Annotated in this window: 25 protein-coding genes; 15 read left to right on the plus strand and 10 right to left on the minus strand. The window is 45.5% G+C overall.

The window, feature by feature from the left end:
- Nucleotides 1-345 precede the first annotated feature (345 nt).
- From UNH61_RS31115 to UNH61_RS31125, 3 genes are all read left to right on the plus strand, one after another.
- A complete protein-coding gene (locus UNH61_RS31115) occupies nt 346-1,317 on the plus strand; it encodes a peptidoglycan DD-metalloendopeptidase family protein (RefSeq protein WP_326995929.1) in 972 nt (323 codons plus the stop codon).
- Between the two features lie 147 nt (nt 1,318-1,464).
- Nucleotides 1,465-1,986, plus strand: a complete 522-nt coding sequence (locus UNH61_RS31120) for a MerR family transcriptional regulator (protein ID WP_326995930.1) — start codon at nt 1,465-1,467, stop codon at nt 1,984-1,986.
- Between the two features lie 10 nt (nt 1,987-1,996).
- The gene (locus UNH61_RS31125) at nt 1,997-2,506 is read left to right on the plus strand and encodes a thioredoxin domain-containing protein (protein ID WP_326995931.1); all 510 of its coding nucleotides are present in this window, start codon (nt 1,997-1,999) and stop codon (nt 2,504-2,506) included.
- A 77-nt stretch (nt 2,507-2,583) separates the two neighbouring features.
- On the opposite strand, the gene UNH61_RS31130 is transcribed toward UNH61_RS31125, so the two are convergent.
- Together UNH61_RS31130 and UNH61_RS31135 are read right to left on the minus strand one after the other, a co-directional pair.
- The gene (locus tag UNH61_RS31130) at nt 2,584-3,699 is read right to left on the minus strand and encodes a mechanosensitive ion channel domain-containing protein (protein WP_326995932.1); all 1,116 of its coding nucleotides are present in this window, start codon (nt 3,697-3,699) and stop codon (nt 2,584-2,586) included.
- 9 nt (nt 3,700-3,708) lie between these two features.
- On the minus strand, nt 3,709-4,854 hold the full coding sequence (locus UNH61_RS31135) for an amidohydrolase family protein (RefSeq protein WP_326995933.1): 1,146 nt from the start codon (nt 4,852-4,854) through the stop codon (nt 3,709-3,711).
- A gap of 99 nt (nt 4,855-4,953) precedes the next feature.
- Between UNH61_RS31135 and prfA the strand changes: the two genes are divergently transcribed.
- The 3 genes from prfA to UNH61_RS31150 all read left to right on the plus strand — a co-directional run bounded on the left by prfA (nt 4,954) and on the right by UNH61_RS31150 (nt 7,720).
- Entirely contained in the window at nt 4,954-6,018 is a 1,065-nt protein-coding gene (gene prfA / locus UNH61_RS31140; protein ID WP_326995934.1) for a peptide chain release factor 1, read from the plus strand.
- Nucleotides 6,019-6,231: 213 nt separating this feature from the next.
- Nucleotides 6,232-6,816 (plus strand): hypothetical protein, encoded by a 585-nt coding sequence (locus tag UNH61_RS31145; protein WP_326995935.1) that lies wholly within the window; start codon nt 6,232-6,234, stop codon nt 6,814-6,816.
- A gap of 205 nt (nt 6,817-7,021) precedes the next feature.
- Nucleotides 7,022-7,720, plus strand: coding sequence for an OmpA family protein (locus UNH61_RS31150; RefSeq protein ID WP_326995936.1), 699 nt, complete (start codon nt 7,022-7,024; stop codon nt 7,718-7,720).
- Nucleotides 7,721-7,788: 68 nt separating this feature from the next.
- On the opposite strand, the gene UNH61_RS31155 is transcribed toward UNH61_RS31150, so the two are convergent.
- From UNH61_RS31155 to UNH61_RS31170, 4 genes are all read right to left on the minus strand, one after another.
- Complete coding sequence (locus tag UNH61_RS31155; protein WP_326995937.1) at nt 7,789-8,181, minus strand: VanZ family protein; 393 nt, start codon at nt 8,179-8,181, stop codon at nt 7,789-7,791.
- A 98-nt stretch (nt 8,182-8,279) separates the two neighbouring features.
- Entirely contained in the window at nt 8,280-8,660 is a 381-nt protein-coding gene (gcvH, locus tag UNH61_RS31160) for a glycine cleavage system protein GcvH (RefSeq protein WP_326995938.1), read from the minus strand.
- Nucleotides 8,661-8,739: 79 nt separating this feature from the next.
- Nucleotides 8,740-9,402, minus strand: a complete 663-nt coding sequence (locus UNH61_RS31165; RefSeq protein ID WP_326995939.1) for a peptidylprolyl isomerase — start codon at nt 9,400-9,402, stop codon at nt 8,740-8,742.
- A gap of 9 nt (nt 9,403-9,411) precedes the next feature.
- On the minus strand, nt 9,412-9,747 hold the full coding sequence (locus UNH61_RS31170) for a hypothetical protein (RefSeq protein WP_326995940.1): 336 nt from the start codon (nt 9,745-9,747) through the stop codon (nt 9,412-9,414).
- Between the two features lie 292 nt (nt 9,748-10,039).
- Between UNH61_RS31170 and UNH61_RS31175 the strand changes: the two genes are divergently transcribed.
- From UNH61_RS31175 to rsgA, 5 genes are all read left to right on the plus strand, one after another.
- Nucleotides 10,040-11,041, plus strand: a complete 1,002-nt coding sequence (locus UNH61_RS31175) for a MoxR family ATPase (RefSeq protein WP_326995941.1) — start codon at nt 10,040-10,042, stop codon at nt 11,039-11,041.
- Between the two features lie 23 nt (nt 11,042-11,064).
- Entirely contained in the window at nt 11,065-11,934 is an 870-nt protein-coding gene (locus UNH61_RS31180) for a DUF58 domain-containing protein (RefSeq protein ID WP_326995942.1), read from the plus strand.
- 23 nt (nt 11,935-11,957) lie between these two features.
- Nucleotides 11,958-12,959 (plus strand): hypothetical protein, encoded by a 1,002-nt coding sequence (locus tag UNH61_RS31185; protein WP_326995943.1) that lies wholly within the window; start codon nt 11,958-11,960, stop codon nt 12,957-12,959.
- 76 nt (nt 12,960-13,035) lie between these two features.
- Nucleotides 13,036-14,046 (plus strand): VWA domain-containing protein, encoded by a 1,011-nt coding sequence (locus tag UNH61_RS31190; RefSeq protein WP_326995944.1) that lies wholly within the window; start codon nt 13,036-13,038, stop codon nt 14,044-14,046.
- A gap of 50 nt (nt 14,047-14,096) precedes the next feature.
- Entirely contained in the window at nt 14,097-15,032 is a 936-nt protein-coding gene (rsgA, locus tag UNH61_RS31195; protein ID WP_326995945.1) for a ribosome small subunit-dependent GTPase A, read from the plus strand.
- A gap of 5 nt (nt 15,033-15,037) precedes the next feature.
- On the opposite strand, the gene UNH61_RS31200 is transcribed toward rsgA, so the two are convergent.
- The 3 genes from UNH61_RS31200 to UNH61_RS31210 are packed head-to-tail and all read right to left on the minus strand — an operon-like array spanning nt 15,038 to nt 15,927.
- The gene (locus UNH61_RS31200; protein WP_326995946.1) at nt 15,038-15,184 is read right to left on the minus strand and encodes a hypothetical protein; all 147 of its coding nucleotides are present in this window, start codon (nt 15,182-15,184) and stop codon (nt 15,038-15,040) included.
- Between the two features lie 12 nt (nt 15,185-15,196).
- Complete coding sequence (locus UNH61_RS31205; protein ID WP_326995947.1) at nt 15,197-15,346, minus strand: hypothetical protein; 150 nt, start codon at nt 15,344-15,346, stop codon at nt 15,197-15,199.
- Nucleotides 15,347-15,390: 44 nt separating this feature from the next.
- Nucleotides 15,391-15,927 (minus strand): gamma carbonic anhydrase family protein, encoded by a 537-nt coding sequence (locus UNH61_RS31210; protein ID WP_326995948.1) that lies wholly within the window; start codon nt 15,925-15,927, stop codon nt 15,391-15,393.
- 91 nt (nt 15,928-16,018) lie between these two features.
- Here UNH61_RS31210 and UNH61_RS31215 point away from each other — a divergent pair, with 91 nt between their 5' ends.
- Nucleotides 16,019-17,200 carry an aspartate aminotransferase family protein gene (locus UNH61_RS31215; protein WP_326995949.1) on the plus strand — a complete coding sequence of 394 codons (1,182 nt, stop codon included), beginning with the start codon at nt 16,019-16,021 and terminating at the stop codon, nt 17,198-17,200.
- Here the strand turns inward: UNH61_RS31215 and UNH61_RS31220 are convergent.
- Nucleotides 17,197-19,704, minus strand: coding sequence for a DUF5686 family protein (locus tag UNH61_RS31220; protein WP_326995950.1), 2,508 nt, complete (start codon nt 19,702-19,704; stop codon nt 17,197-17,199). The genes UNH61_RS31215 and UNH61_RS31220 overlap by 4 nt on opposite strands.
- A gap of 135 nt (nt 19,705-19,839) precedes the next feature.
- Between UNH61_RS31220 and UNH61_RS31225 the strand changes: the two genes are divergently transcribed.
- From UNH61_RS31225 to creD, 3 genes are read left to right on the plus strand one after another with little or no spacing between them, the layout of a single operon-like run.
- Nucleotides 19,840-20,484: a hypothetical protein gene (locus UNH61_RS31225; RefSeq protein ID WP_326995951.1), complete on the plus strand. Its 645-nt coding sequence runs from the start codon at nt 19,840-19,842 to the stop codon at nt 20,482-20,484.
- A gap of 1 nt (nt 20,485) precedes the next feature.
- Nucleotides 20,486-20,782, plus strand: a complete 297-nt coding sequence (locus UNH61_RS31230) for a transcriptional regulator (protein ID WP_326995952.1) — start codon at nt 20,486-20,488, stop codon at nt 20,780-20,782.
- Nucleotides 20,783-20,836: 54 nt separating this feature from the next.
- Nucleotides 20,837-22,156: a cell envelope integrity protein CreD gene (creD, locus tag UNH61_RS31235; RefSeq protein ID WP_326995953.1), complete on the plus strand. Its 1,320-nt coding sequence runs from the start codon at nt 20,837-20,839 to the stop codon at nt 22,154-22,156.
- Nucleotides 22,157-22,162: the final 6 nt, after the last annotated feature.

Raw genomic sequence — 22,162 nt, forward strand, 5'->3', positions numbered from 1 at the left:
ATTAATATGTATTTTTTATCTTATAATGGCGTTTCGACCAACTTCCGGCTTGCTACTGTGTTTCAAGCCCTTATAAAAGTAGTTAGAAAATTGACATTCAAAAGGTTGACGTTTTAATCTAATTACAGTAGGTTTGTGCGCCTTATTTTCCCGCCGTGTTAAGGGGAGTGCAAAAATATCGAAACCTGTATGATTATGCAAAACAGGTTGTGTTTACCCGGCAAAATAGTTCTGTGGGAAAAAATGCCAGCCGAAAGCATCCATAAGTTTGCCCTCATGAAAATAAAATAGCTGTCATAGCGTTCACTGCACTATGACGTGCTTAAAGAAAGTATACCCTGGTGCATGAAGAAGGTTAAATATTTTTACAACACTCAAACTTTAAAATACGAGAAGCTCGTTGTATCTCTAAGGGTAAAGATCCTGCGGATACTCGGATTTGTGTCCGCCGCTATTGTAACGGGAGCTATTTTCCTTTCTGTGGCGTACCGCGTAGTGGATTCCCCGAAAGAAAAATCCTTACGCCGGGATCTGGAAGGCATGAAGGAAAAATATGATGCGTTACAGGGGCGGATGAAAGAGGTGAAAGGTAAACTCGCCGAGCTGGAAGACCGGGACAATGAAATTTACCGTGTCATATTTGAGGCGTCCCCTATTCCGGACAGTGCCCGCATGGGAAAGATCAAACGGGATGAAGAAGCAGCCCAGCTGCAGTCTTTCGCCAGCGCCGACATTATAGCTTCAACGTCCGTTTTACTGAAAGAACTGACTAACCGTATTAAGGCGCAGGAGAGTTCCTACGAGGAAATTGACAAGATGGTAAAGAACAAGCAGCAGATGCTGGCTTCTATCCCCGCCATACAGCCTGTGTCTAACAAAGACCTGAAACACATTGCCTCCGGTTTCGGATACCGTATAGATCCTATCTATAAAACCATGAAATATCATGCAGGACTCGATTTTGCGGCTCCCAGCGGTACGCCTATCTATGCTACCGGTGATGGTACAGTAGAAGAGGCCAGCCTGAGCGACGTAGGATATGGTAATCATGTGATCATCCGCCATGGTTATGGTTATAAAACCCTTTATGGCCATATGTTGCGCATGAAGGTAAGAGCCGGCCAGACGGTGAAGAGAGGAGATGTGCTTGGATGGGTGGGAAGCACCGGAAAATCTACCGGCCCGCACTGCCATTATGAAGTAATTAAGAACGGAGATAAAGTAGACCCGGTTTATTTCTTCTTCAACGACCTGACCCCCGAGCAGTTCGATCGCATGCTGAAAATGGCAAGGTCGGGTAACCAGTCGTTCGATTAATAGTCCTTACTTGTTAATTTTCAGGCATTAAGAAAAGCGGAAAAGTTGCAGGTGATCAAAAAAACGGGTCTAAAAGCAAAAAGCTAAAGGCTAAAAGCTTAACTTCATCTTCGTAAAAGATATTTGTCACCCTTGTTTTTTACTACGATGCACCAGCTAGACCTTTTTTCGACATCTGGTATACCGCATCCTGAAGCAACAGCTGCGGCTACAGCACCAGTTAAAGTAAAAGTAAAGGCAGGCAGCCAGAAAGCTGCAGTAGTTCCCGGTGCACCCGGGAAAAAACGGGGACGTAAATCATTGAAAGAGTTATCGGAAGATCCGGATTTGATTATGGAATTGGATAAATTGGCACTGGATAAGCAGTATTATTCGATAAGTGAAGTGGCTGCCATGTTTAAGGTGAATACTTCATTGATACGCTATTGGGAAAATGAGTTTGACATACTGCAACCCAAAAAAAATCGCAAAGGCGATCGCCTTTTCCGGCAGGAGGATATCCACCATCTCAAACTGATTTATCATTTACTTAGAGAAAGAAAGTATACCATCGAAGGGGCCAAACAAAAGCTGAAGGAAGATCATAAGCTCGCAGCCCGGAACTTTGAAATGGTACAAGCTTTGCTGAAGGTGAGGGGTTTCCTGACGGAACTGAAAGATCAATTATAAAAACATCATTATGCGTTTGAAAACATTATTATTGGGTGGCGGTTTGTTATTCTCGTCCATGGCGTGGGCACAGAATGAAAAGGAACTGAAGGGTAAAATAGATATGAAGACCCTGATGAATGACCCATCCACTAGCTGGTTCTATAAAGGGGTGAACAGCTACCAGCCCAACGAAAATATGCTCAATTATATTAAATCCAACCGCTCCAACTTCAATATGGTGGTGGTAATGAGCAGCTGGGACGACGCGAGCCGCGAAGTAATCCCGGCGCTGTATAAAGTGATGATCACCGGTGGCAGCCCGGAAGAACAAATAGTGATGTTTGCCGCTGATCACAAGCTGGAAACAGATGCTCCGGTAGATTATAAAGTAAAGAAACTGCCTACCATCATTATATTCAAAGATGGTAAAGAAGAAGGCCGTATCGTAGGCACTCCTAAAGAGTCTATTGAAGCGGATATTTCCCGTATTCTGCTGAGCAGCAGCAAGAAGGAAAAGAAAGAAAAAGATAGCGAATAGCCTTTAGCTTTAAGTAATAACAGGAAGACCTTAGCGATTGATATGATCTGCTAAGGTCTTCCTGTTATTACTTAAAGCTAAAGATTCCCTGTAGCCCTGTTGTCTGTTATGTTAACATTGGTGGAAGTAGTGGGAAGCCTGATACTACGTGCTTCCAGCATTTTGATCACTTCCAGGTTTACGGATTCCCTTAGTGCTGCATACTGGCCACCATCGATGATGTAAGTATTGAAGATGATCTGGATAATATAAGTGTCTTTGGAAAAGTCGTTCAGGTTAACGACAAAACCATCCAGTATATTCGTATTGCTTTTCAGGTACTGCCGGATGTCTTTCAGCAGGGATAACAGGCTCTCAGCCGGTGTATCCGTGCCCAGCTCCAGTTTCATCGCCACCCGTTGCTGCGTGCGCCGGGATAAATTATCGAGGATACTGTCGACCATCTTTTTATTAGGCACTGTCACAAAGGTTTTTTCCAACGTACGGATACGGGTACTCCGCAATCCTATCTTTTCCACAGTACCCTGCCAGGCGTCTACTTTCACGTTATCGCCCACCCGGAACGGTTTATCAAAGAAGATGATGAAAGAGCCAATCAGGTTCTCAATGCTTTCCTTGGCAGCCAGGGCAAGGGCTGCAGCACCTATCCCCAGACCGGCAATAATCTTTTCTACCAGTCCGTCGCCGAAAAGGATACGGATAAAGGCAATAGCCCCCATGATAAAGATAATTGCCTTGAAAAAATCGCGGAAGAAAATGATAAACTGGTTATCTGTTTTGTCGTCCGTCAGCTCTGCTTTTTTGTGGAGTACCAGTGCAATGAAATCGATCAGCCTCAGGATGATCCAGATAATACTCATGCTCAGCGCCAGGGCGAGCAAGGTATTGGTTACATCCTGTAGTCTGGTTTTGTTGTATACATGTATGTTGAGTATACCGGGAAATGTAAACCGGTCGATGGTAAACATGAATGCAACCAGCAGGAAAAAGTATTCCAGGGGCCGCAGCAGCAGGTTTACAAAGTCTTTTTGGTCTATGCTGGGCGACCAGTGTTTGACCAGCCGGAACAGCACTGCAGCTACCACTTTAGAAATATACCGCTTTACAAAAAATACAATTAATAAGACGCCGATAAGAATGAGGTAGTCTTGTACGGGATTATCAAGAATTACCTGGTTCAGAAATGAATTCATAGTTTACAGCTAAATAATTCTGGTGCATTCATGGTTAATCAATAGAACACCGGGTGTAGCCCCGGGATCGAAACAGCCGTAAGTGTCCTCTATGCCGAGGAACTTAGCGCCGTTAAAAGTAGCCCATTGTAACATTTCATCCAACGGAATTTCCGGAAAATACCTGCGAATAGTTTTTATTTCTTCCCAAATAGACAGGCAATGATTAGAGGCCAGACTGTCGGTGCCAATGGTGATGGGACAATGAAGGCGTCTCATCATGGCAATATCCGGTAGTTTGTTTTCAATATAGAGGTTGGCCTGTGGACAGAGGCACCACCAGGCATCCACATCCAGTTGTTTTGCGGCCTGTATGTCTGCTTCGGTTGTAAAAGTATTATGTACGAGGAGTATCCTGTTGCCGTTGAAATACCCAAGGTAAGCTTCCAGGCTGTTAGTGCCGGAGGACCGGAATCCGCTGGCGTCCATGCCGAATTGCCGGTAGAAATTAAGAAAATCGCCGGTTTTTTGCTGATAGAGCTCATTTTCGGCGGCTGTTTCCTGATTGTGAATGCTGACAGGCGAATTTCCCGGTGTATCCGCCAGTAATTTGAAGAGAGTGGCGCTTACGGAGTAAGGGGCATGAGGAACGATGGTGCACCGGTGGCGGGAACCGTCTATTTCCCGGAATGACTGAAGCACATCCAGGCTGTAGGTATACCGCCCTGTGGCGCCGGCATCGGCTACCCCCATACATTCCACGAAAGAGTGGTAATACATACGGCCCTGTTGTTTTTTGATCAGGGTGGCAGTGCCATTACAAATGTCGCCCACGGCAGCAATGCCGGATTCCCACATTTCCTGCTCTGCCAGGTCTATTGCGGCATTGAGGTCGGCCGTGGCGTTATTCCGCTGTTGCATGACCTGGGTGAGGAAGGCGGGCAGGCCGGTTTTTTCCGGGATCACTCCTTTCATATGGGATAATTCCAGGTGGCAATGGGTATTTACAAAGCCGGGGCAAAGGATGCCGTTCAGTTGTTGTACCCCCTCGCCGGCTTCAGTTTCCGGAACAATACCCGCCACAGCGCCGTTTTCCTCCAGTATGAGTACTTTCCCGGGACCCAGCAGCTCATGGCCATTAAATATATCCGTTCCTTTTAATTTGATCTGTTTCAATTACCTGCTCTTTAATTAAGTTAATGGTGTTAATTTTGCAACCCGATTGATGACCCTGCCGTTTGTATGGAGGCAGGAACTCAAAAGTCAAATATAATTATGATAGACAAACTGGAAGCTATAAAAGGTCGATTCGATCAGGTATCCATGGCACTTACCAATCCTGAAGTAGTTAGCGATAACAAGAAATTCGGGCAGCTCAGTAAGGAATACCGTCAGTTGGAAAAGATAGTAAAGGCCTACGACGCCTATCGGAAAACGCTGGATAATATTGCTTTTAACAAAGAAGTACTGGACAGTGGCGACGAAGAGATGCGCGAACTGGCGAAGGCGGAAACCGAGGAATTACAGGAGCAGAAAACTGCTCAGGAAGCGGAGATCCGTAACCTGCTGATCCCGAAAGATCCGCAGGATGAGAAGAATGCCATCCTGGAGATCCGCGCAGGTACCGGTGGAGATGAAGCCAGCCTGTTTGCCGGAGATCTGTTCCGCATGTATCTCCGTTTCTGCGAGCTGAAAGGATGGACTACCTCGCTGCTGAACGAGAACCCAGGCTCAGTGGGAGGTTATAAGGAAATTGTGCTGGAAGTGAATGGCGATGATGTATACGGAACGCTGAAATTTGAATCCGGCGTGCACCGTGTACAGCGTGTACCGGCAACGGAAGCATCCGGCAGGGTACATACCTCGGCTGCAACAGTGGCGGTATTGCCGGAAGCAGAAGAAGTGGACGTAGATATCCGGGAAGCAGATATTAAGATGGATACTTTCCGTTCTTCCGGTGCGGGTGGCCAGCACGTAAACAAAACCGAATCTGCGGTGAGGCTGACGCATATCCCTACCGGCGTGGTAGTGGAGTGCCAGGAAGGCCGAAGCCAGCATTCCAACCGCGAAATAGCGATGAAAATGCTGCGTACACGCATTTATGAAGCAGCGGTTCGTAAGCACGAGGATGCCATTGCATCTCAGCGAAAAAGCCTCGTATCAACCGGCGACCGTTCTGCCAAGATCCGTACCTATAACTATCCGCAGGGGCGCGTAACGGATCACCGTATTGGTATGACCATCTATAACATGGATGCTTTCATGAATGGCGATATTAAAGAAATGGTGGAGGCCCTGCAGTTTGCCGAAAATGCTGAAAAGCTGAAACAGGGCAGCTGATGGCCGGCAGGGCAGGGCAAACGGGATAATTTAAGAAAAATTAATAAATGCTCCGTTTGCTTTGCCCATCTGTTGTTTCTCCCGTCTTCCCCAAAAAAAATATCCACTCCTCTACCCCTCCCCGCTCCTTTAGCACGAAATATGCTACATTTAGCAACGCGGTATTTGCCGCTGCACTAAAATTGTAACTTTCCTCCTTAAATCATCTCCAAAATGTTAGAGCAATTACTGGATCTCGTTAAGGAACATGCACAGGAAGCTGTTGTAAACAATCCTGACGTTCCCAATGAACACAATGACGCCGTGATCGGCGCAGCCACTTCTTCTATCGCTTCAGGTTTGCAGCAGGAACTGGCCAATGGCAACACTGAAGGCGTACTTGGATTATTGGGTGGCACCCAGAGTGCAACTGCCGACAACCCGGTAGTAAGCAATATTTCAAATAACCTGGTAGGTACGCTCCTGGAAAAGTTTAACCTGGATAAAGGAACTGCTACACAGCTGGCCACTTCCCTTATCCCTACTGTGCTGGGATCTCTGGCTCACAAAACCAACGACCCCAATAACAGCAGCTTCAGCCTGGATGGTATCCTGAATTCTCTTACCGGTGGATCTGCACAGGGCCTCAATTTGCAGAGCATACTGGGGCAGCTGTCTGGTGGCCTCGACAAGAACGGTGATGGTAAAGTAGATCTGAGTGATCTTACCAGCCTGCTTTCCAATGGGGCTCAACAGCAGCAACAACAGCAGGGTGAGAGTGGAGGAATTGGCGGGTTATTAAAAAATCTGCTCGGTTAATCTTTTTGGCGGTTTCCGTTGTTATCAAACAGGTGCAATTTATTTGTATAGGAGATTACTATCATGTGTTTTTGACTTGCGCTTTTTTTGCTGTCTGTTTATTTTTATTTATCAATAAGTTGCGACTGAAAAAGCAGTTGGCAATATATTTGCTTACCAATTTTTCAGTTAATTTTGTTAACAGAATTAATGCTAAAAAATCTTCATGTCTAAAATTATTATGATGAAAAAACTCAATGTTCTGGTAGCTTCGGTCTTGTCTGTAACCATGTTGTTCAGCTGTAAAACCTGGCAGAGCGCGGATAATACAAAAAAAGGTGCTGCAATTGGTGTTGGTGGTGGTGCTGCTGCAGGGGCTATCATTGGTAAAGCGGCAGGTAATACTGCATTAGGAGCAATTATCGGTGCTGTTTTAGGTGGCGCTGGTGGTGCGCTGATCGGTAAGAAAATGGATAAGCAGGCGCAGGAAATCAAGAACGAAGTACCCAATGCTACTGTTGAACGTGTAGGTGAAGGTATTAACGTTACTTTTGACGCCGGTGTTTTATTCGGTTTCGACAAGTCCGATTTATCTGCTGTTGCACAGGACAACATCAAAAAGCTGGCTGCCATATTGAACAAGTATCCTGATACATATGTACGTGTTGAAGGTCATACCGACGACCGTGGTACAGATGAGTACAATATGAAATTATCAGAAAGAAGAACAAAGAGCGTAACTGCTTATCTGCAACAGCAGGGTATTGCAGCGGATCGTATCCAGGGCTTCTGGTATGGTAAATCCCAGCCGAAAGTGCCTAACGATACTGATGCAAACCGTGCCCTCAATCGTCGTTGTGAATTCTCCATCTTTGCTAACGATAAGATGAAGAACGACGCGAAGAAAGAAGCAGGACAGCAGTAATAAAGATATCAGAGAGACTTATTTCTCATAAGCAGATATACACTCCCCCCTGGTTACAGGGGGGATTTTTATTTTTGCTTCTCTGTAAAAAACAGGTACCGGGTTAGTTTGAACACCCAAACACCTGCAATGGCGCCGAGTGTATCGGCAAGTACATCGTACATATCGAAGCTGCGGCCGATAGCCCAGTATTTTTGAATGAATTCAATAGCAAGGCCATAGCAGGCGGAGCATAGCACCAGAATAAAGAGTGTAGTAGATGATATACGATGCTTTAGCCAGTAAATACCGAGAGCCAGGAATAATACCACGCCACCGAACATCCCGAAATGGACGATTTTATCAAAATGCACGGCTTGAAAAAATGAGTTGGAAGGAATGTCTTTTCCCGGGAGGGTACACAAAACAAGGATCATAATGATCCAAAGAATAGCTGGCAGGTAATATTTCAGAGATTTCATCTGGATTCCGCGACTTTGACTTTATGAAAAAGGACAACAGGCCAGTTGTATAACGTAGCCTGTTGTCCTTTAGTTATGTTGATAATATATGGGCAGAATTATTCGCCTACCAATGCTTTATAAGCAGCAGCATCCAGCAAACCATTTATATCAGCAGGGTTGGAAACAGTCATTTTTACCATCCAGCCGTCGCCATAAGGATCCGAATTTACCAGTTCAGGTGAGGATTCCAGCTCGTCATTTACCTCCTTAATAGTACCTGCTACCGGCAAAAAGAGGTCTGATACGGTTTTTACTGCTTCAACAGTGCCAAAAACTTCTTCAGCCTGAAGGGTTTTACCTACTGTAGGGATGTCAACGAACACTATATCGCCTAACTCACGCTGAGCAAATTCTGTGATGCCGATAGTGGCTTCGTTACCATTTAATATAATCCATTCGTGATCCTTTGTGTAACGCAGATTTGACGGAAAATTCATATCAAGTTTGATTTTGAGCCGTAAAAATACAGAAAGTATTATGATTTTGACGGTGGACCGTCTTTTTAAATTTTCTCTATTAGAAGAAGAACCATTTTTTCTTTAGCCTGATACGCATGGGCATATCTTCCAGCGGTCTGTTATTGCCATCAGTTTTCATTGCTGCAATTTTATCGATAACATCCATGCCTTTAATAACCTGGCCAAATACGGTATAGCTTTGGTCGAGGTGTGGGCTGCCACCAACGGTCTTGTATACCTTGCGCTGGTCGACGGGGATTTTACGGCCCCCCAACCGGGTTTTCTCCAGTTTGTCCAGCTGCTCGTCAGTGAATACCTTGCCCTGTACGATATAGAACTGGCATCCGGAGGAGGCTTTGTCGGGCCGGTCGTCCCGGGCTGCAGCCAGTGCTCCTTTGCAGTGATAAAGATCCAGCTGAAACTCCGGAGGAATGGTGTAGCCTACATCACCGTTGCCTAGTGTATCTCCGCGATGAGCATGTTTGGAATCAGGATCGCCTCCCTGAATCATAAAGTGCTGTATTACCCGGTGAAAGAGCGTGCTGTCGTAAAAGTGCTGCCTGGTAAGCTTGATGAAATTATCCCTGTGCTTAGGAGTCTGATCATACAAAAGAACAACCATGGTTCCATATGGAGTAAAGATCTTTACCTTACGGTGTTTAGCTGCCATCGGGTGTAATACAAGCAGCAAAAGGGTACTCAGGAGTAAAAAACGCTTCATAATATTGATTTATACTTCGTGGTCTGCGAAGTAGGCGATAACATGCTCTTTCAGGAATTGCTCCTGGTCGGCCATATCCATTTTCGGAACAGGCTGTAATTCTTTGAAATGAGGCCACCCGTCTTTGTCGTAGCCATCTACTTCATAATAGCCACTCTGGCTTAACAGGGTACATACTGCTACATGCATGAGATCCTGTTTTTGTTCTTTGGTGTATTTCTTTTTGAGATTATTCAGTTCGTTTATGCCTATCAGAAAGAGGATGGCTTCCATGTTAGGCTTTTTGCCAAACCTGGCAGTAAGCATATCCTCTATCGGTTTCCAGCGCTGTTCGAAATCTTCCATTTTATGTTGTTTTTATATACGGGGCTGAAGGGGCCGGACGCAGCCGGAGCATTTCGGAGAACCGCCCGGTGTTTGCTTCCAGGGCTTTCAGCTCCACGCAAAGGTACGTTTTAAGCAATTTATTATAGAAATATGCAGAGCTTTATTAATTTACGCGGGGTCATTAAAGGATGTATTGTCTAAGAAGCCCTACTGGCGCAAGTTTAACAGCATTTTAACGGCGACTTCACATAGTGATAAGTTTTATTTGACCAGAGAATGTTTATTTTAGCACACCTGAAAAATTATTAGCATGGAAAATACATCGTCCGATATCCGGCAACTGAATGAGAAAATACACCAGGCCAGCGCCTTTGTAGACCTGCTCACAATGGAGCTGGGTAAAGTAATTGTTGGCCAGCGTTATATGGTGGAAAGACTCCTCATCGGTTTGCTGGCCCAGGGCCACGTACTGCTGGAAGGGGTGCCTGGTTTGGCAAAGACCCTGTCCATTAAATCCCTGTCGTCCGCCATTAACGCTAAGTTCAGCCGTATTCAGTTTACGCCTGATCTGTTACCGGCCGATGTGATCGGAACCATGATCTATAACCAGCAGAAAAACGAGTTTGTAGTACGCAGAGGACCGATTTTTGCCAACTTTATATTGGCAGATGAAATTAACAGGGCCCCTGCAAAAGTACAGAGTGCCCTGCTGGAAGCCATGCAGGAAAGACAAATCACCATCGGTGATTCAACTTTCAAACTGGATGAACCTTTCCTGGTACTGGCTACACAGAACCCGATTGAACAGGAAGGTACTTATACGCTGCCTGAAGCCCAGGTAGACCGTTTCATGCTGAAAGTCGTGATCGGCTACCCGACCAGGGAAGAAGAAAAACTGATCATTCGCCAGAACCTCAATCCGGAAGCGGCTAACCCGATCCGCAGTATTATACAGCCATCCGACATACTGGAAGCGCGTAAGCTGGTGAGGGAAGTATACATGGACGAGAAAATTGAGAAATATATTCTTGATATCGTGTTCGCTACCCGTAATCCGGAAGAGTATAAACTGAATAAGCTCAAACCGCTGATCGCTTATGGAGGTTCTCCAAGAGCCAGCATTAACCTCGCCTGGGCTGCAAAGGCTTATGCCTTTATGAAGCGCAGAGGATATGTGATCCCGGAAGACGTACGCAGTATATGCTTTGATGTGATGCGCCATCGCGTTGGCCTGACCTATGAAGCAGAAGCTGAAAACGTTACCAGCGAAAATATATTGAGCGAAATCCTCAATGCGGTAGAAGTACCTTAATTCTTAATCTGTAACACTTTCCTATGTTGGATACGGCAGAAATACTGAAGAAGGTAAGGCAGATAGAAATCAAAACAAAAGGACTTACCAACCACATATTTGCGGGGGAATACCATAGTGCCTTCAAAGGACGGGGTATGTCGTTCAGCGAAGTGAGGGATTATCATTTCGGCGACGATGTACGTTCTATCGACTGGAATGTAACCGCCCGTTTTAACCATCCTTTTGTGAAGGTTTTTGAGGAAGAAAGGGAACTCACCGTGATGTTGCTGGTGGATGTAAGTGAAAGTTCCTCTTTCGGAACAAAGAACAGGGACAAAAGAGATCTGATCACTGAAATCTGCGCTGTACTGGCTTTCTCTGCCATCAATAACAATGATAAAGTAGGCGTGATCTTTTTTAGCGATGGCATGGAGAAATATATACCACCCAAAAAAGGGAAGTCACATATCCTCTTCATTATCCGCGAGCTGCTATCGTTTACGCCTAAACGAAAAGGTACGAATATCAAGGAAACGCTCCGGTTCTTTAACAATGCCACCAAAAAACGCAGCATCGTTTTTATGCTGAGCGATTTTTTGTCGGGCCAGTACCAGGACGCACTGAATATTGCCGCTAAACGGCATGATGTGGTAGGGATTCAGGTGTACGATCAGCGCGACAAAGAGCTGCCTCCTGTAGGGCTTATCCAGGTATCAGATGCAGAAACAGGAGCAACGCAGTGGGTGGATACGAACGACCGCCGGGTGCGCCAGTACTACGAACAGCTGTTTCAGCAGCATTCGCAATATTGCAGGAATGCTTTCATGAAAAGTGGTGCAGAATTGATGAGCATAAGAACAGATGAAGACTATGTAAAAGCACTGCAGACATTTTTCCTGAACCGGGCATAAGATTAAAGGAGAGCAAATTCAACATGCATAAACAACAAGTTATAAGGAGTATATTTTTATCTTGCTTACTGGGTTTATTACTGCCTGTTTGCCTGTATGCACAGCAAACATTGGATGTAACAGCCAAGGCAGATACCAATAGTATCAGGATTGGTGAGCAGATAAAACTGCAACTTACGGCGACCCTCACGCCTAACCAGGTAAAAGACGCCGGCTTTAAAGTGCTGTTCCCTGTACTCCCCGATTCTCTGGATCATTTTGAAGTGGTGACCCGCACAGAACTGGATACCTTGGTAGACCAGGACAAGCGCATTCTGCACCAGACTTATACATTGACCAGTTTCGACTCTGGTCGCTGGCAGATCCCCCCGATGCATTTTCAGGTGTTCAGTGGTGGAGCCACCGCTCCGGATTCGGCGGTAACATTGCCGATAGATGTGGATGTAAATACCGTAGCCGTTGATACCACAAAAGCATTCAAACCCATCAAGGCTATACAAACAGTACCCTGGAGTATCTGGGATTACTGGTTGTATATTGTGATAGGAGCAGTGATCGCATTGGCGGTGGTAGGGCTGATATGGTACTTCCGCAGCAGGCCGAAGAAACAGCCGGTGATTAAAACGCCAACGGTTTCGCCATATGAGCTGGCTGTACAGGAACTGAAGGCATTGAAGGCAGAACAATTATGGCAGCTTGGAGATATCAAGCAGTATTATACCAGGTTAACGGATATATTGCGGACCTATTTTGAACACCAGTTTGGCATTGCTGCTCTGGAGCAAACCAGTGAGGAGCTGTTGCAGAATATAAAGCCGGTAACAAAGCTGAACCAGCAACGGGATAAACTGCGCGCCCTGTTGGCTATTGCGGACCTGGCCAAGTTTGCCAAACTGCAGCCTACGGCTGATGAGCATGAAGACTGTATGCACAAAGCTGAAGAGATCCTGGAGTGGACCAAACCGAAACCGGCAGATACAGATGTTGCAGCGCCGGGAAATGAGGCCGTTGTTCCGAAACAATAGTATAACTGAATATTTTCTGTGAGCAACAACATAAGGCAGATTGCCATTGTTCCCTGCTCCTACTAATAATACACGAATGGATTTTTCAACGTGGAAAAATATTGAATTCGCTTATCCGGCATTCCTGTGGCTGTTGCTGCTGGTACCGGTGTTGATTTACTGGTATTTTGGCCGGCGTAAGAAGCAACAGGGTGTGATGAAAGTATCTACTGTGGTGGGCCTGAAAACGCTGCCCGTATCGTGGAAGGTACGTTTCCGGCCGTTATTGCTGGTGCTGAGGTTACTGGCCATCAGCGCATTGATTGTTGCACTGGCACGGCCGCAAACCTCCAATACCTCTGAAAGCATTGACAGTGAAGGGATCGATATTGTGATGGCCATTGATATTTCAGGTAGTATGCTGGCGGAAGATCTGCAACCGAACCGCATGGAAGCAGCCAAAAAGGTAGCGATGGATTTCGTGGACAAGCGTATCAGCGACCGTATTGGCCTGGTTATCTTCTCCGGGGAGAGCTTTACACAATGTCCTATCACTACGGATCATGCAGTGCTGAAAAGCCAGATCATGCAGGTGAAAAGTGGCATGTTGCAGGATGGTACTGCTATCGGAATGGGGCTGGCTACTTCAGTTGACCGCCTCCGCAGCAGCCATGCGAAAAGTAAAGTGATTATTCTGCTGACAGACGGTGTGAACAATACCGGCCTTATTGACCCGCTCACTGCGCTGGAAATAGCCAAGGCATTTAAGATCAGGGTATACACCATTGGCGTAGGTACTATCGGAAAAGCCCCCTTCCCCATGCCGATGGCAGACGGAAGTGTGCAGATGGTGATGCAGGATGTGCAGATCGATGAACCGCTGATGAAGAAGATATCGAAAGAAACAGCAGGGAAATACTTCCGCGCTACTAATACCAATGATCTGAAAGATATTTATAATGAGATCGACCAGATGGAGAAAACAAAGGTAGAAATCACCTCCTACAAGCGATTTGCGGAGCATTTCTTCCCGCTGGCTATGATTGCTCTCGCCTGTATATTACTGGAAGTAGTGCTGCGATATAGTTTGTTTAAGAGTTTGCCTTAGCTGCCCCGGGCTTTTTCCCTACCTTTGACATACTAAATCATTAACAGATATTGCAAGCAACAGTATATAAATCGACGGGGAGTTGGTATGTGGTGAAAACCGATGCCGGCGAAATTTTCCAGGCCAGGATGAAGGGCATCTTCAAAAAGAATGAAGATATCACGTCTACCAACCCTATTGCTGTCGGCGACAAAGTAGAAATTGTAGAAGACGACAGTGACGCCAGTTCCAAAAATGCGATGATCACGGAAATCGCTCCCCGGGCCAATTATATTGTCCGCAGCTCTCCGCACGGAAAAAATAAAAAGCATATTGTTGCCGCCAACCTCGATCAGTGTGTGCTGGTATGTACCTTAAAAGAACCACGTACATCCAGGGGCTTTATTGACCGCTTCCTGGTCACCGCAGCAGCCTATCATATCCCGGTTGTGCTGGTGTTCAATAAAATGGATATATACAAAGAGAAAGAAATAGACCTTTTCGCGGAACTGGCGGCTTTATATGAAGATATAGGTTACCAGGTGTTGTTGCTATCTGCCACAACAGGTAATGGTGTTGATAATTTTAAGGCTTTATTGAAAGATAAAACAACACTGATGTCGGGCCATTCCGGAGTAGGAAAATCATCACTGATCAATACACTGATGCCCGAATTGGCACTCAAAACCAAAGCGGTGAGCGGTTGGAGTGGCAAAGGCCTGCATACTACCACGTTTGCAGAAATGCATGAATTGCCTTTCGGCGGCCGCCTGATCGACACGCCCGGGGTGAGGGAATTCGGTATCGTAGATATCCCAAAAACAGAATTATCGCATTACTTCCTCGAAATGCAACCTTATATCAGTGAGTGTCAGTTCAATAACTGCCTGCATATCAATGAGCCTGGCTGCGCGGTGAAAGTCGCTGTGGAAGAAGGCAACATTGATGTAGACAGATATGTAAGCTATGCAACGATACTGGAATCTATCCAGGACGAAGAATACTGATCTGCTCAGCGTTTCCGCGGTTTATTCAACTCATCAATCACTTTTTCTGCACCCCAGTTCCGTCGGGGAAGCGGACAACCTTTCTTTTGAGTTCGGCAGGATGAAAGAATAATAGTACAAAGCAGGATAACCGGCAGGATAAATTTAGACATGGTACAGGAATTTTAGAACAAGCGCATTTGTTTACCGGCTTTACGGTTGTGTTGCTGAATTCCCCATTTTTCGTAATTAGAGGCGGGGCATCCTGTTTTCTGCGAAGAGCAGCCACTGAACAGGATGCTGCCCAGTACAAGCAGGCATAGCAATGTTTTCATAGGAGGGTATTTGCCTGCAATATAATATATTTTTATAATATGATTTAAGGCTGTTTGATCTCTTCTGCCTGCTGATACCAGGAGGCGTACATGATGTAGTTTTTGGAGATGCGGTTAATTTCTCCTTTGATCAGCGCCATATCAATATCCTTTACCTTTTTAGCAGGTACGCCTGCATAAATACTACCGGGTTCTACATGCGTATCGGCCAGTACAACGGCGCCTGCAGCAATAATACTGTTGCTGCTGATACGGGCATTATCCATCACGATTGCTCCCATACCGATAAGTACATCATCTTCCACGATACAACCATGCAGGATGGCGTTATGTCCGATGGATACGTTGTTGCCTACAATCGTTTTGGATTTCTCATAAGTGCAGTGGATCACCGCCCCGTCCTGAACATTTACATTGTCACCGAGCCGGATGCTGTTCACATCGCCGCGAACAACTGCGTTGAACCATACAGTACAGCCTTTACCCATCACAACATCTCCTACGATGGTGGCATTGGGGGCGATAAAGCAATCGTCTGCTATCTGAGGAGTAATTCCTTTAAGTGGAATGATATGCGCCATAATCGGATGTTTTAGTACTTATATTACAAATATAACAATTACTAATTAGCAGTTGTTTTCTAACTTCGCAAACAACAGAGCAGAAAGTGATATGAATAACAGGCAACTTTTTTTGCAGCACGTAGCACAGACTTCTGATGCGCCCCTCGCATTAGAGATAGTGAAGGCTAAAGGGATGTACATGTGGGACGTGAACAACAAACGGTATCTCGACCTTATAGCAGGGATCAGCGTTTGTAATGTAGGGCATTGCCATCCTGCTGTAGTAAAAGCGATACAGGAACAGGCGCAGCAATACATGCACCTGCTGGTTTATGGTGAATTTGTTCAATCGCCGCAGGTGGCCTATGCAAGCCTGCTGACAGAGCATCTGCCTTCCAGCCTCGATTGTGTATACTTCACTAATTCCGGGGCCGAGGCCGTGGAAGGAGCGATGAAACTGGCCAAACGTTATACCGGCCGCACAGAGATTGCGGCTTTTAACAGAAGCTATCACGGATCCACACAGGGGGCGCTGAGCATACTGGGAGATGAATATTGGCGCAATGCTTACCGGCCATTGTTGCCAGGCATACAACACCTGGAGTATAATAATTTTGATTCGCTGGAAGCGATTACCAGTCAAACTGCGGCAGTAATTGCGGAAAGTGTGCAGGCAGAAGGTGGCGTAATTGTACCCCAACGGGAATGGCTGCACGCTTTACGAAATAAATGCACTGCTACCGGCACCCTGCTGATACTGGATGAAATACAGTGTGGATTCGGAAGAAATGGTACACTTTGGGCGTTCGAACAATTTGGAATAGTGCCGGATGTATTGCTGCTGGGAAAAGCGTTAGGAGGTGGAATGCCTTTGGGAGCTTTTATTTCATCGCGCGATATCATGTGGTCGCTCACGAATAGCCCTGTACTTGGCCATATTACCACCTTTGGAGGCCATCCGGTTAATTGCGCTGCCGGGCGCGCGGCATTTCAGGCCTTGCTGGAGCAGGATTTGTTGAAAGACGTTAAAGCAAAGGAACAGCTATTTCTCGAAGGATTACAGCATCCGGCCATTAAATCCGTCCGTTCCCTCGGATTGATGATAGCAGTGGAGTTTGAGAATTTTCCGGTAAATAAAAAAATTATTGATTATTGTATCTCCAAAGGCGTACTGACCGACTGGTTCCTGTTCGCAGCAGAATGCCTGAGAATTGTTCCGCCGCTGATCATCACACCGGAGGAAATTAAACTGGCCTGCAGCATCATCCGCGAAGCCGCGTCTGCTGTTTAGAATTGCAGTTTAAAGCTGCCGAATACGCCAAATTTTTTGTTGGCTGGTTCTCCGGGTGTAACATCAGGAGTTACTCTCCAGATAAAATCCACCCGGAGGAACTTGAATATATTCTCTATCCCTGTACCAATTTCCAGATACGGATTTCCCTGTAATGTTTTGAATGGATAACCATTGTTGAGATTCAGTTGCTTGTTAGCTTCTGATAAAGAACCTATCACGCCTTTGGCCGTCCAGAATTGCCGCCATTTCAGTTTCTTGATGAGAGGAATATAACCAAAGATACCATTACCGATAGTATGCTCCACATTGAAACCTGCATATTGGTCGCTGATGAATTCAAAGCGGTTCATCATGTTGAAAGCATATTTGTTGTAATAATATATTTCGTTACCAGGATGTATTTCCAGTGAACTGTAAGGGAGTGTACCAAATATTTTACCACTGAAAACATTATAGTAGAAAGACCCAAAGGGCGGCAGTTTAACGTAATCGGATACACTGAGCGACACCTTTTCATATTGTTGCCCGCTGTTGGCAATGCCAGGTACACCTACCGCAAATTTCAGCTCTGTGATGGGATATTTACTACCCAGGCTGATGCGGTAGTAGTTACCTTCCAGGAACTGTTCGTGGAAAGCATAACGCAGCTTTAGTTCCACTTCCATGCTGGTGAGGGGATCGCGTCCGTTGGTTTCTTTGGGATACGACAGCACTGTTGGCAGCGGCTCAAATGGCCGTACCTGCTTGTGCGCAAAGGATAGCTGATGAGAAAATCCACTGTAATATTCCTTGAAATACTCAAAACGTTTTTCGTCTATCATCAGGAATTTTTGCGGTACACCTCCCTTGCGTATCGCCAGCGTAAAGATGTTATCTGTGCCTACTTCATCGTAATAATGTGTTCCGTTATCAAGATCCCTGGTGTAGGCCGCATACAGATAACTGCGTGGATGCCGCTTCAACAGCCACAGCGCAGATATCTTCCCCTTATATACCTGGTCTTTAAATCCATAGGCCAGGTATCCATATAGATAGAGGTCCTTATTAAATTTTGGAGTAGTGCCAAGATCAAGCCGCAGGCGGAAGCCTTCCAGCCTGTTCTGTGTAAACAGGTAGTAGTAAGGGCCCCATTCAATCGGTCCAAGCGGTTTATAGCCGGTAGCAAGGAAACGGATCGTGTTGGAGTAAGTTCTGAAAAGCGGCATCTTCTGCAGGGTATCCACCATTTTATAGATGTTCTCCTCATTCTTGCTCAGGTCTTCATGGCGGTTATCCATCCAGAATGATTCCTTGCGGAGCCGCGCACTATCCATCACTACTACATTTTCCGGGTATTTTTTGTTATGGAAGATATTAGTAGCGGCAGTATCATCTATGATCACGTCGTTGTAAGTGGTTGTTTTGCGACCGATGAAATCAAGCGTACGCCCGGGTTTAGGACTTGGCGCCCAGAAATCGGCCACAAATTTATCTTTATAGAGAAACCATACACTGTCTTTCAGCTGGTGAAACTCCTGCACCATACTAATTTTACGCACGAAGTTGATATTGGCGTCGCGGGGTACGGATAAAGTTGTTTTCATCACAGCATAAGTTGTATCATGTACCCAGAGATCCCCTATGAATGTGTTTTCTCCTTTTCGTTTAGGTGTAAAGTTTAGTTTTATAAAACGTTGTCCGCTGATGTACTGCGTATCTGCAATGGAGTAATCGTAATAGAATGCACCGTTGTGATGTATCGGGCTCACAAATTGTTTATCGAATACCGGGATGAAATTATCGTAGATGTTGACATTCTGGTACATACCGCCCAGGAACTTGGTAACGCTTTCATTGTCGATGCCGGAGGTACGCGCTGCTTTGATAATTTCTTTTGTTTTGCGTGGGTTCAACTGATAATAATAATCCGACAGCGACTCAGTAAGAAATATGGGCAGAAAGGGCTTGTCTTCCGAGGTACTGTCGATGTTATCAAGTATAAATGCAAACGGTTTGGTGAAGCGGTTTTTCCCCAGCTTTTCTTTGTTGAGGTTCTTCATATCCAGCTCCAGTTTGTTATATACTTCGTACTTGTAGTTGTCGAGACGATTGTAATTATTTTCCGGTTTGTGTTTGACGATCTGGCGAAGCAGTATCAGTGCAAAGTTCACATTGGCTTTTACCTCGTAGGTCTTTAGAGAAACATCAGAACGGGTAATATCGAAGTTGATCGTTTGTTCTTTCAACGACCGGTTAACCGGCATTTTAAGGATGTTATATCCCATTACCCTTACCAGCATGGAATCTGATGGGATAACATTTAATTCAAACAGGTATTTACCATCAGCATCGCTGACCATTCCTGTTTGTGTATTTACGAATTGAAGCGTGGCGAAGGGAATGACCTCCTGAGAATGCGCGTCTCTTACTAGCCCACTAACCTTATACTGTTGCGCCATCAGATTTGAGCACCAAACACTTACGCCGATGAGTATTGCTAATATTCTATTCCAGCCTATCATATCTGTCAACAATATTATATTATTTATCGGGAATCCTGCCCGACCTTTTTCCGCAGCTAAGGTAGTTATAACATAGAATTATATTTTGCTATTTAAAATTTTCTGTTAACTTTGTAATGCAAAGTACTTTTCTGTATGACAGATCAACAACATTTACAGGCGCTGACAGACATTAAGCGGCTTATGGAGCGCAGCAGCCGGTTTATTTCATTAAGTGGTTTGAGTGGAATTTCGGCAGGATTAAGTGGGTTAATTGGCGCATTTGTGGCACATCAGTGGTTGACTGAATATTACAGGAAATGGGATACTTCAGGGGTTTTTTCGGTACAGGAATTTCAGGATCTGAAATACCGGCTGGTAATACTGGGATTTGTGGTGATGGCAGCGGCTATAGCAGGCGGAATGTTTTTTACCTGGAGGAGGGCGAGGAAGAACAATCTGCCTATCTGGGATCTTACGTCAAAAAAAGTATTGATCAACGGGGCTATTCCGCTGGGTGTAGGCGGTGCTTTTATAGCAGGCCTGTTATACAATCATGCAGAAGTACTGGTAGCTCCTACCTGCCTGGTGTTTTACGGTCTGGCATTGATCAATGCGAGTAAATACACGTTGCCGGATGTCTGGTACCTGGGAATCTGCGAAACGCTGCTTGGAATAGTTAACCTTTTTCTTTTGCGTAAAGGCCTTTATTTTTGGGCTGTGGGATTCGGTTTGCTGCATATCATCTATGGAGCACTGATGTGGTGGAAATATGAACGGAAAGGATTACTCAATCAATAGCATGAACCCGATAGGCAACTTAAACAAGATATTTGAAAGCCGTATACGCCTTGGCGTTATGAGTGTATTGATGGTAAATGAAGAGGTGAATTTCAATGATCTGAAACAAATGCTGGAAGTCACGGATGGCAACCTGGCTTCCCATCTGAGTACATTGGAAGAAAATGGCTATATCAAAATACATAAGGGATTTATTGGCCGGAAAACCAATACTACCTACGCTATTACTGCCACGGGCGAGAAGGCGTTCAAAGGCCATCTGGCAGCGCTTGAGCATATGATAAAATTTACGAAGTAAATTTTTTTTATCCCTATACTTTGAAATACAAAGTACTTTTTAAAACAACGAAATATGGAAAACACCACCCAAGAAACTTCATCACTAATCGGCAGGTACGCCTATGCTATCAAGGGCTTCATACTGCTATTCTTAATGCTGGTACTGTTGGTTCCTTCTGTTATGATCCAGGATCTCATCCGCGAACGCGGCCACCGTCAACAGGAAGCTACCCGGGAGGTAAGCAGCCGCTGGGGCGATGAACAGAGCATCTCCGGCCCTGTGCTGGCTGTTCCGTCCAGAACAAAACCCGACAGTTACCTGTTTCTTTTGCCTGAAAACCTGAAAGTCAACGGAGAACTGATACCACAACAGCTGCACAGGGGAATCTTCAATGTGGCCGTTTATACAGCGAAACTGCAACTGAGCGGAAATTTTACCGCCGGTGCATTGAAAGATGTGGATGCTGTGCCTGAAGACTTCGACTGGCAGCATACTTCGCTGCTGATGGGGATCAGCGACCTGCACGGCATTGCGGATCAGGTGCAGCTGTCGTGGAACGGTAAAAACAGCTTATTTAATCCGGGTGTGACCAGCACCGACTTGTTTGAAACCGGTATCCAAACACCGGTCGTTTTTAACCCGGGCGATACCAGTGCGGCCGGTAGCAGCTTCTCGCTGGAGCTGAATGTGAAGGGCTCCAGCCGGATCAGCTTCTCTCCCGTTGGTAAAACCACACATGTAGGCATTAGTTCCACCTGGGCTAACCCCGGATTCGATGACGCTATTCCACCTCAGAAAAGAGAAATAAATAGCAAAGGGTTCAGTGCAAGCTGGCACGTATCGCATCTTAACCGTAGTTATCCGCAATGCTGGACAGGCAAGAAATTTAACATACACTCATCAGATTTCGGGATCAGGCTGCTGATGCCGGTAGATACCTATCAGATGGCCACACGGGCGGTCAAATACGCCATATTATTCATCGGCTTAACCTTCATCATCTTTTATTTCATAGAATTAGCTCAGCGCCGCGCCCTTCATCCATTGCAATACAGCCTCATTGGTTTAGCCCTTTGTATTTTTTATACCCTGCTCTTATCTCTCTCAGAACAAATTAACTTTATGATAGCATACATTATCGCAAGTGTGCTGACAATCGGACTGATTGTTGCATACACCGGAGCTGCTTTTAAAAGTAAGCGCATAGCAGCTGGTATTGGAGGTGTGCTTACAGTGCTTTACGGATTTATCTATGTGATTATCAGCGCAGAAGATCAATCGCTGTTGATGGGCAGCCTGGGGCTGTTTGTGATACTGGCCCTGATCATGTACTTCAGTACTACCATTAAATGGGATAAATTGGGGCAGAAAACTAATGGCGATCAACAATAAAAATAA

This window comes from Chitinophaga sp. 180180018-3, from assembly GCF_037893185.1.
GTDB lineage: Bacteria > Bacteroidota > Bacteroidia > Chitinophagales > Chitinophagaceae > Chitinophaga.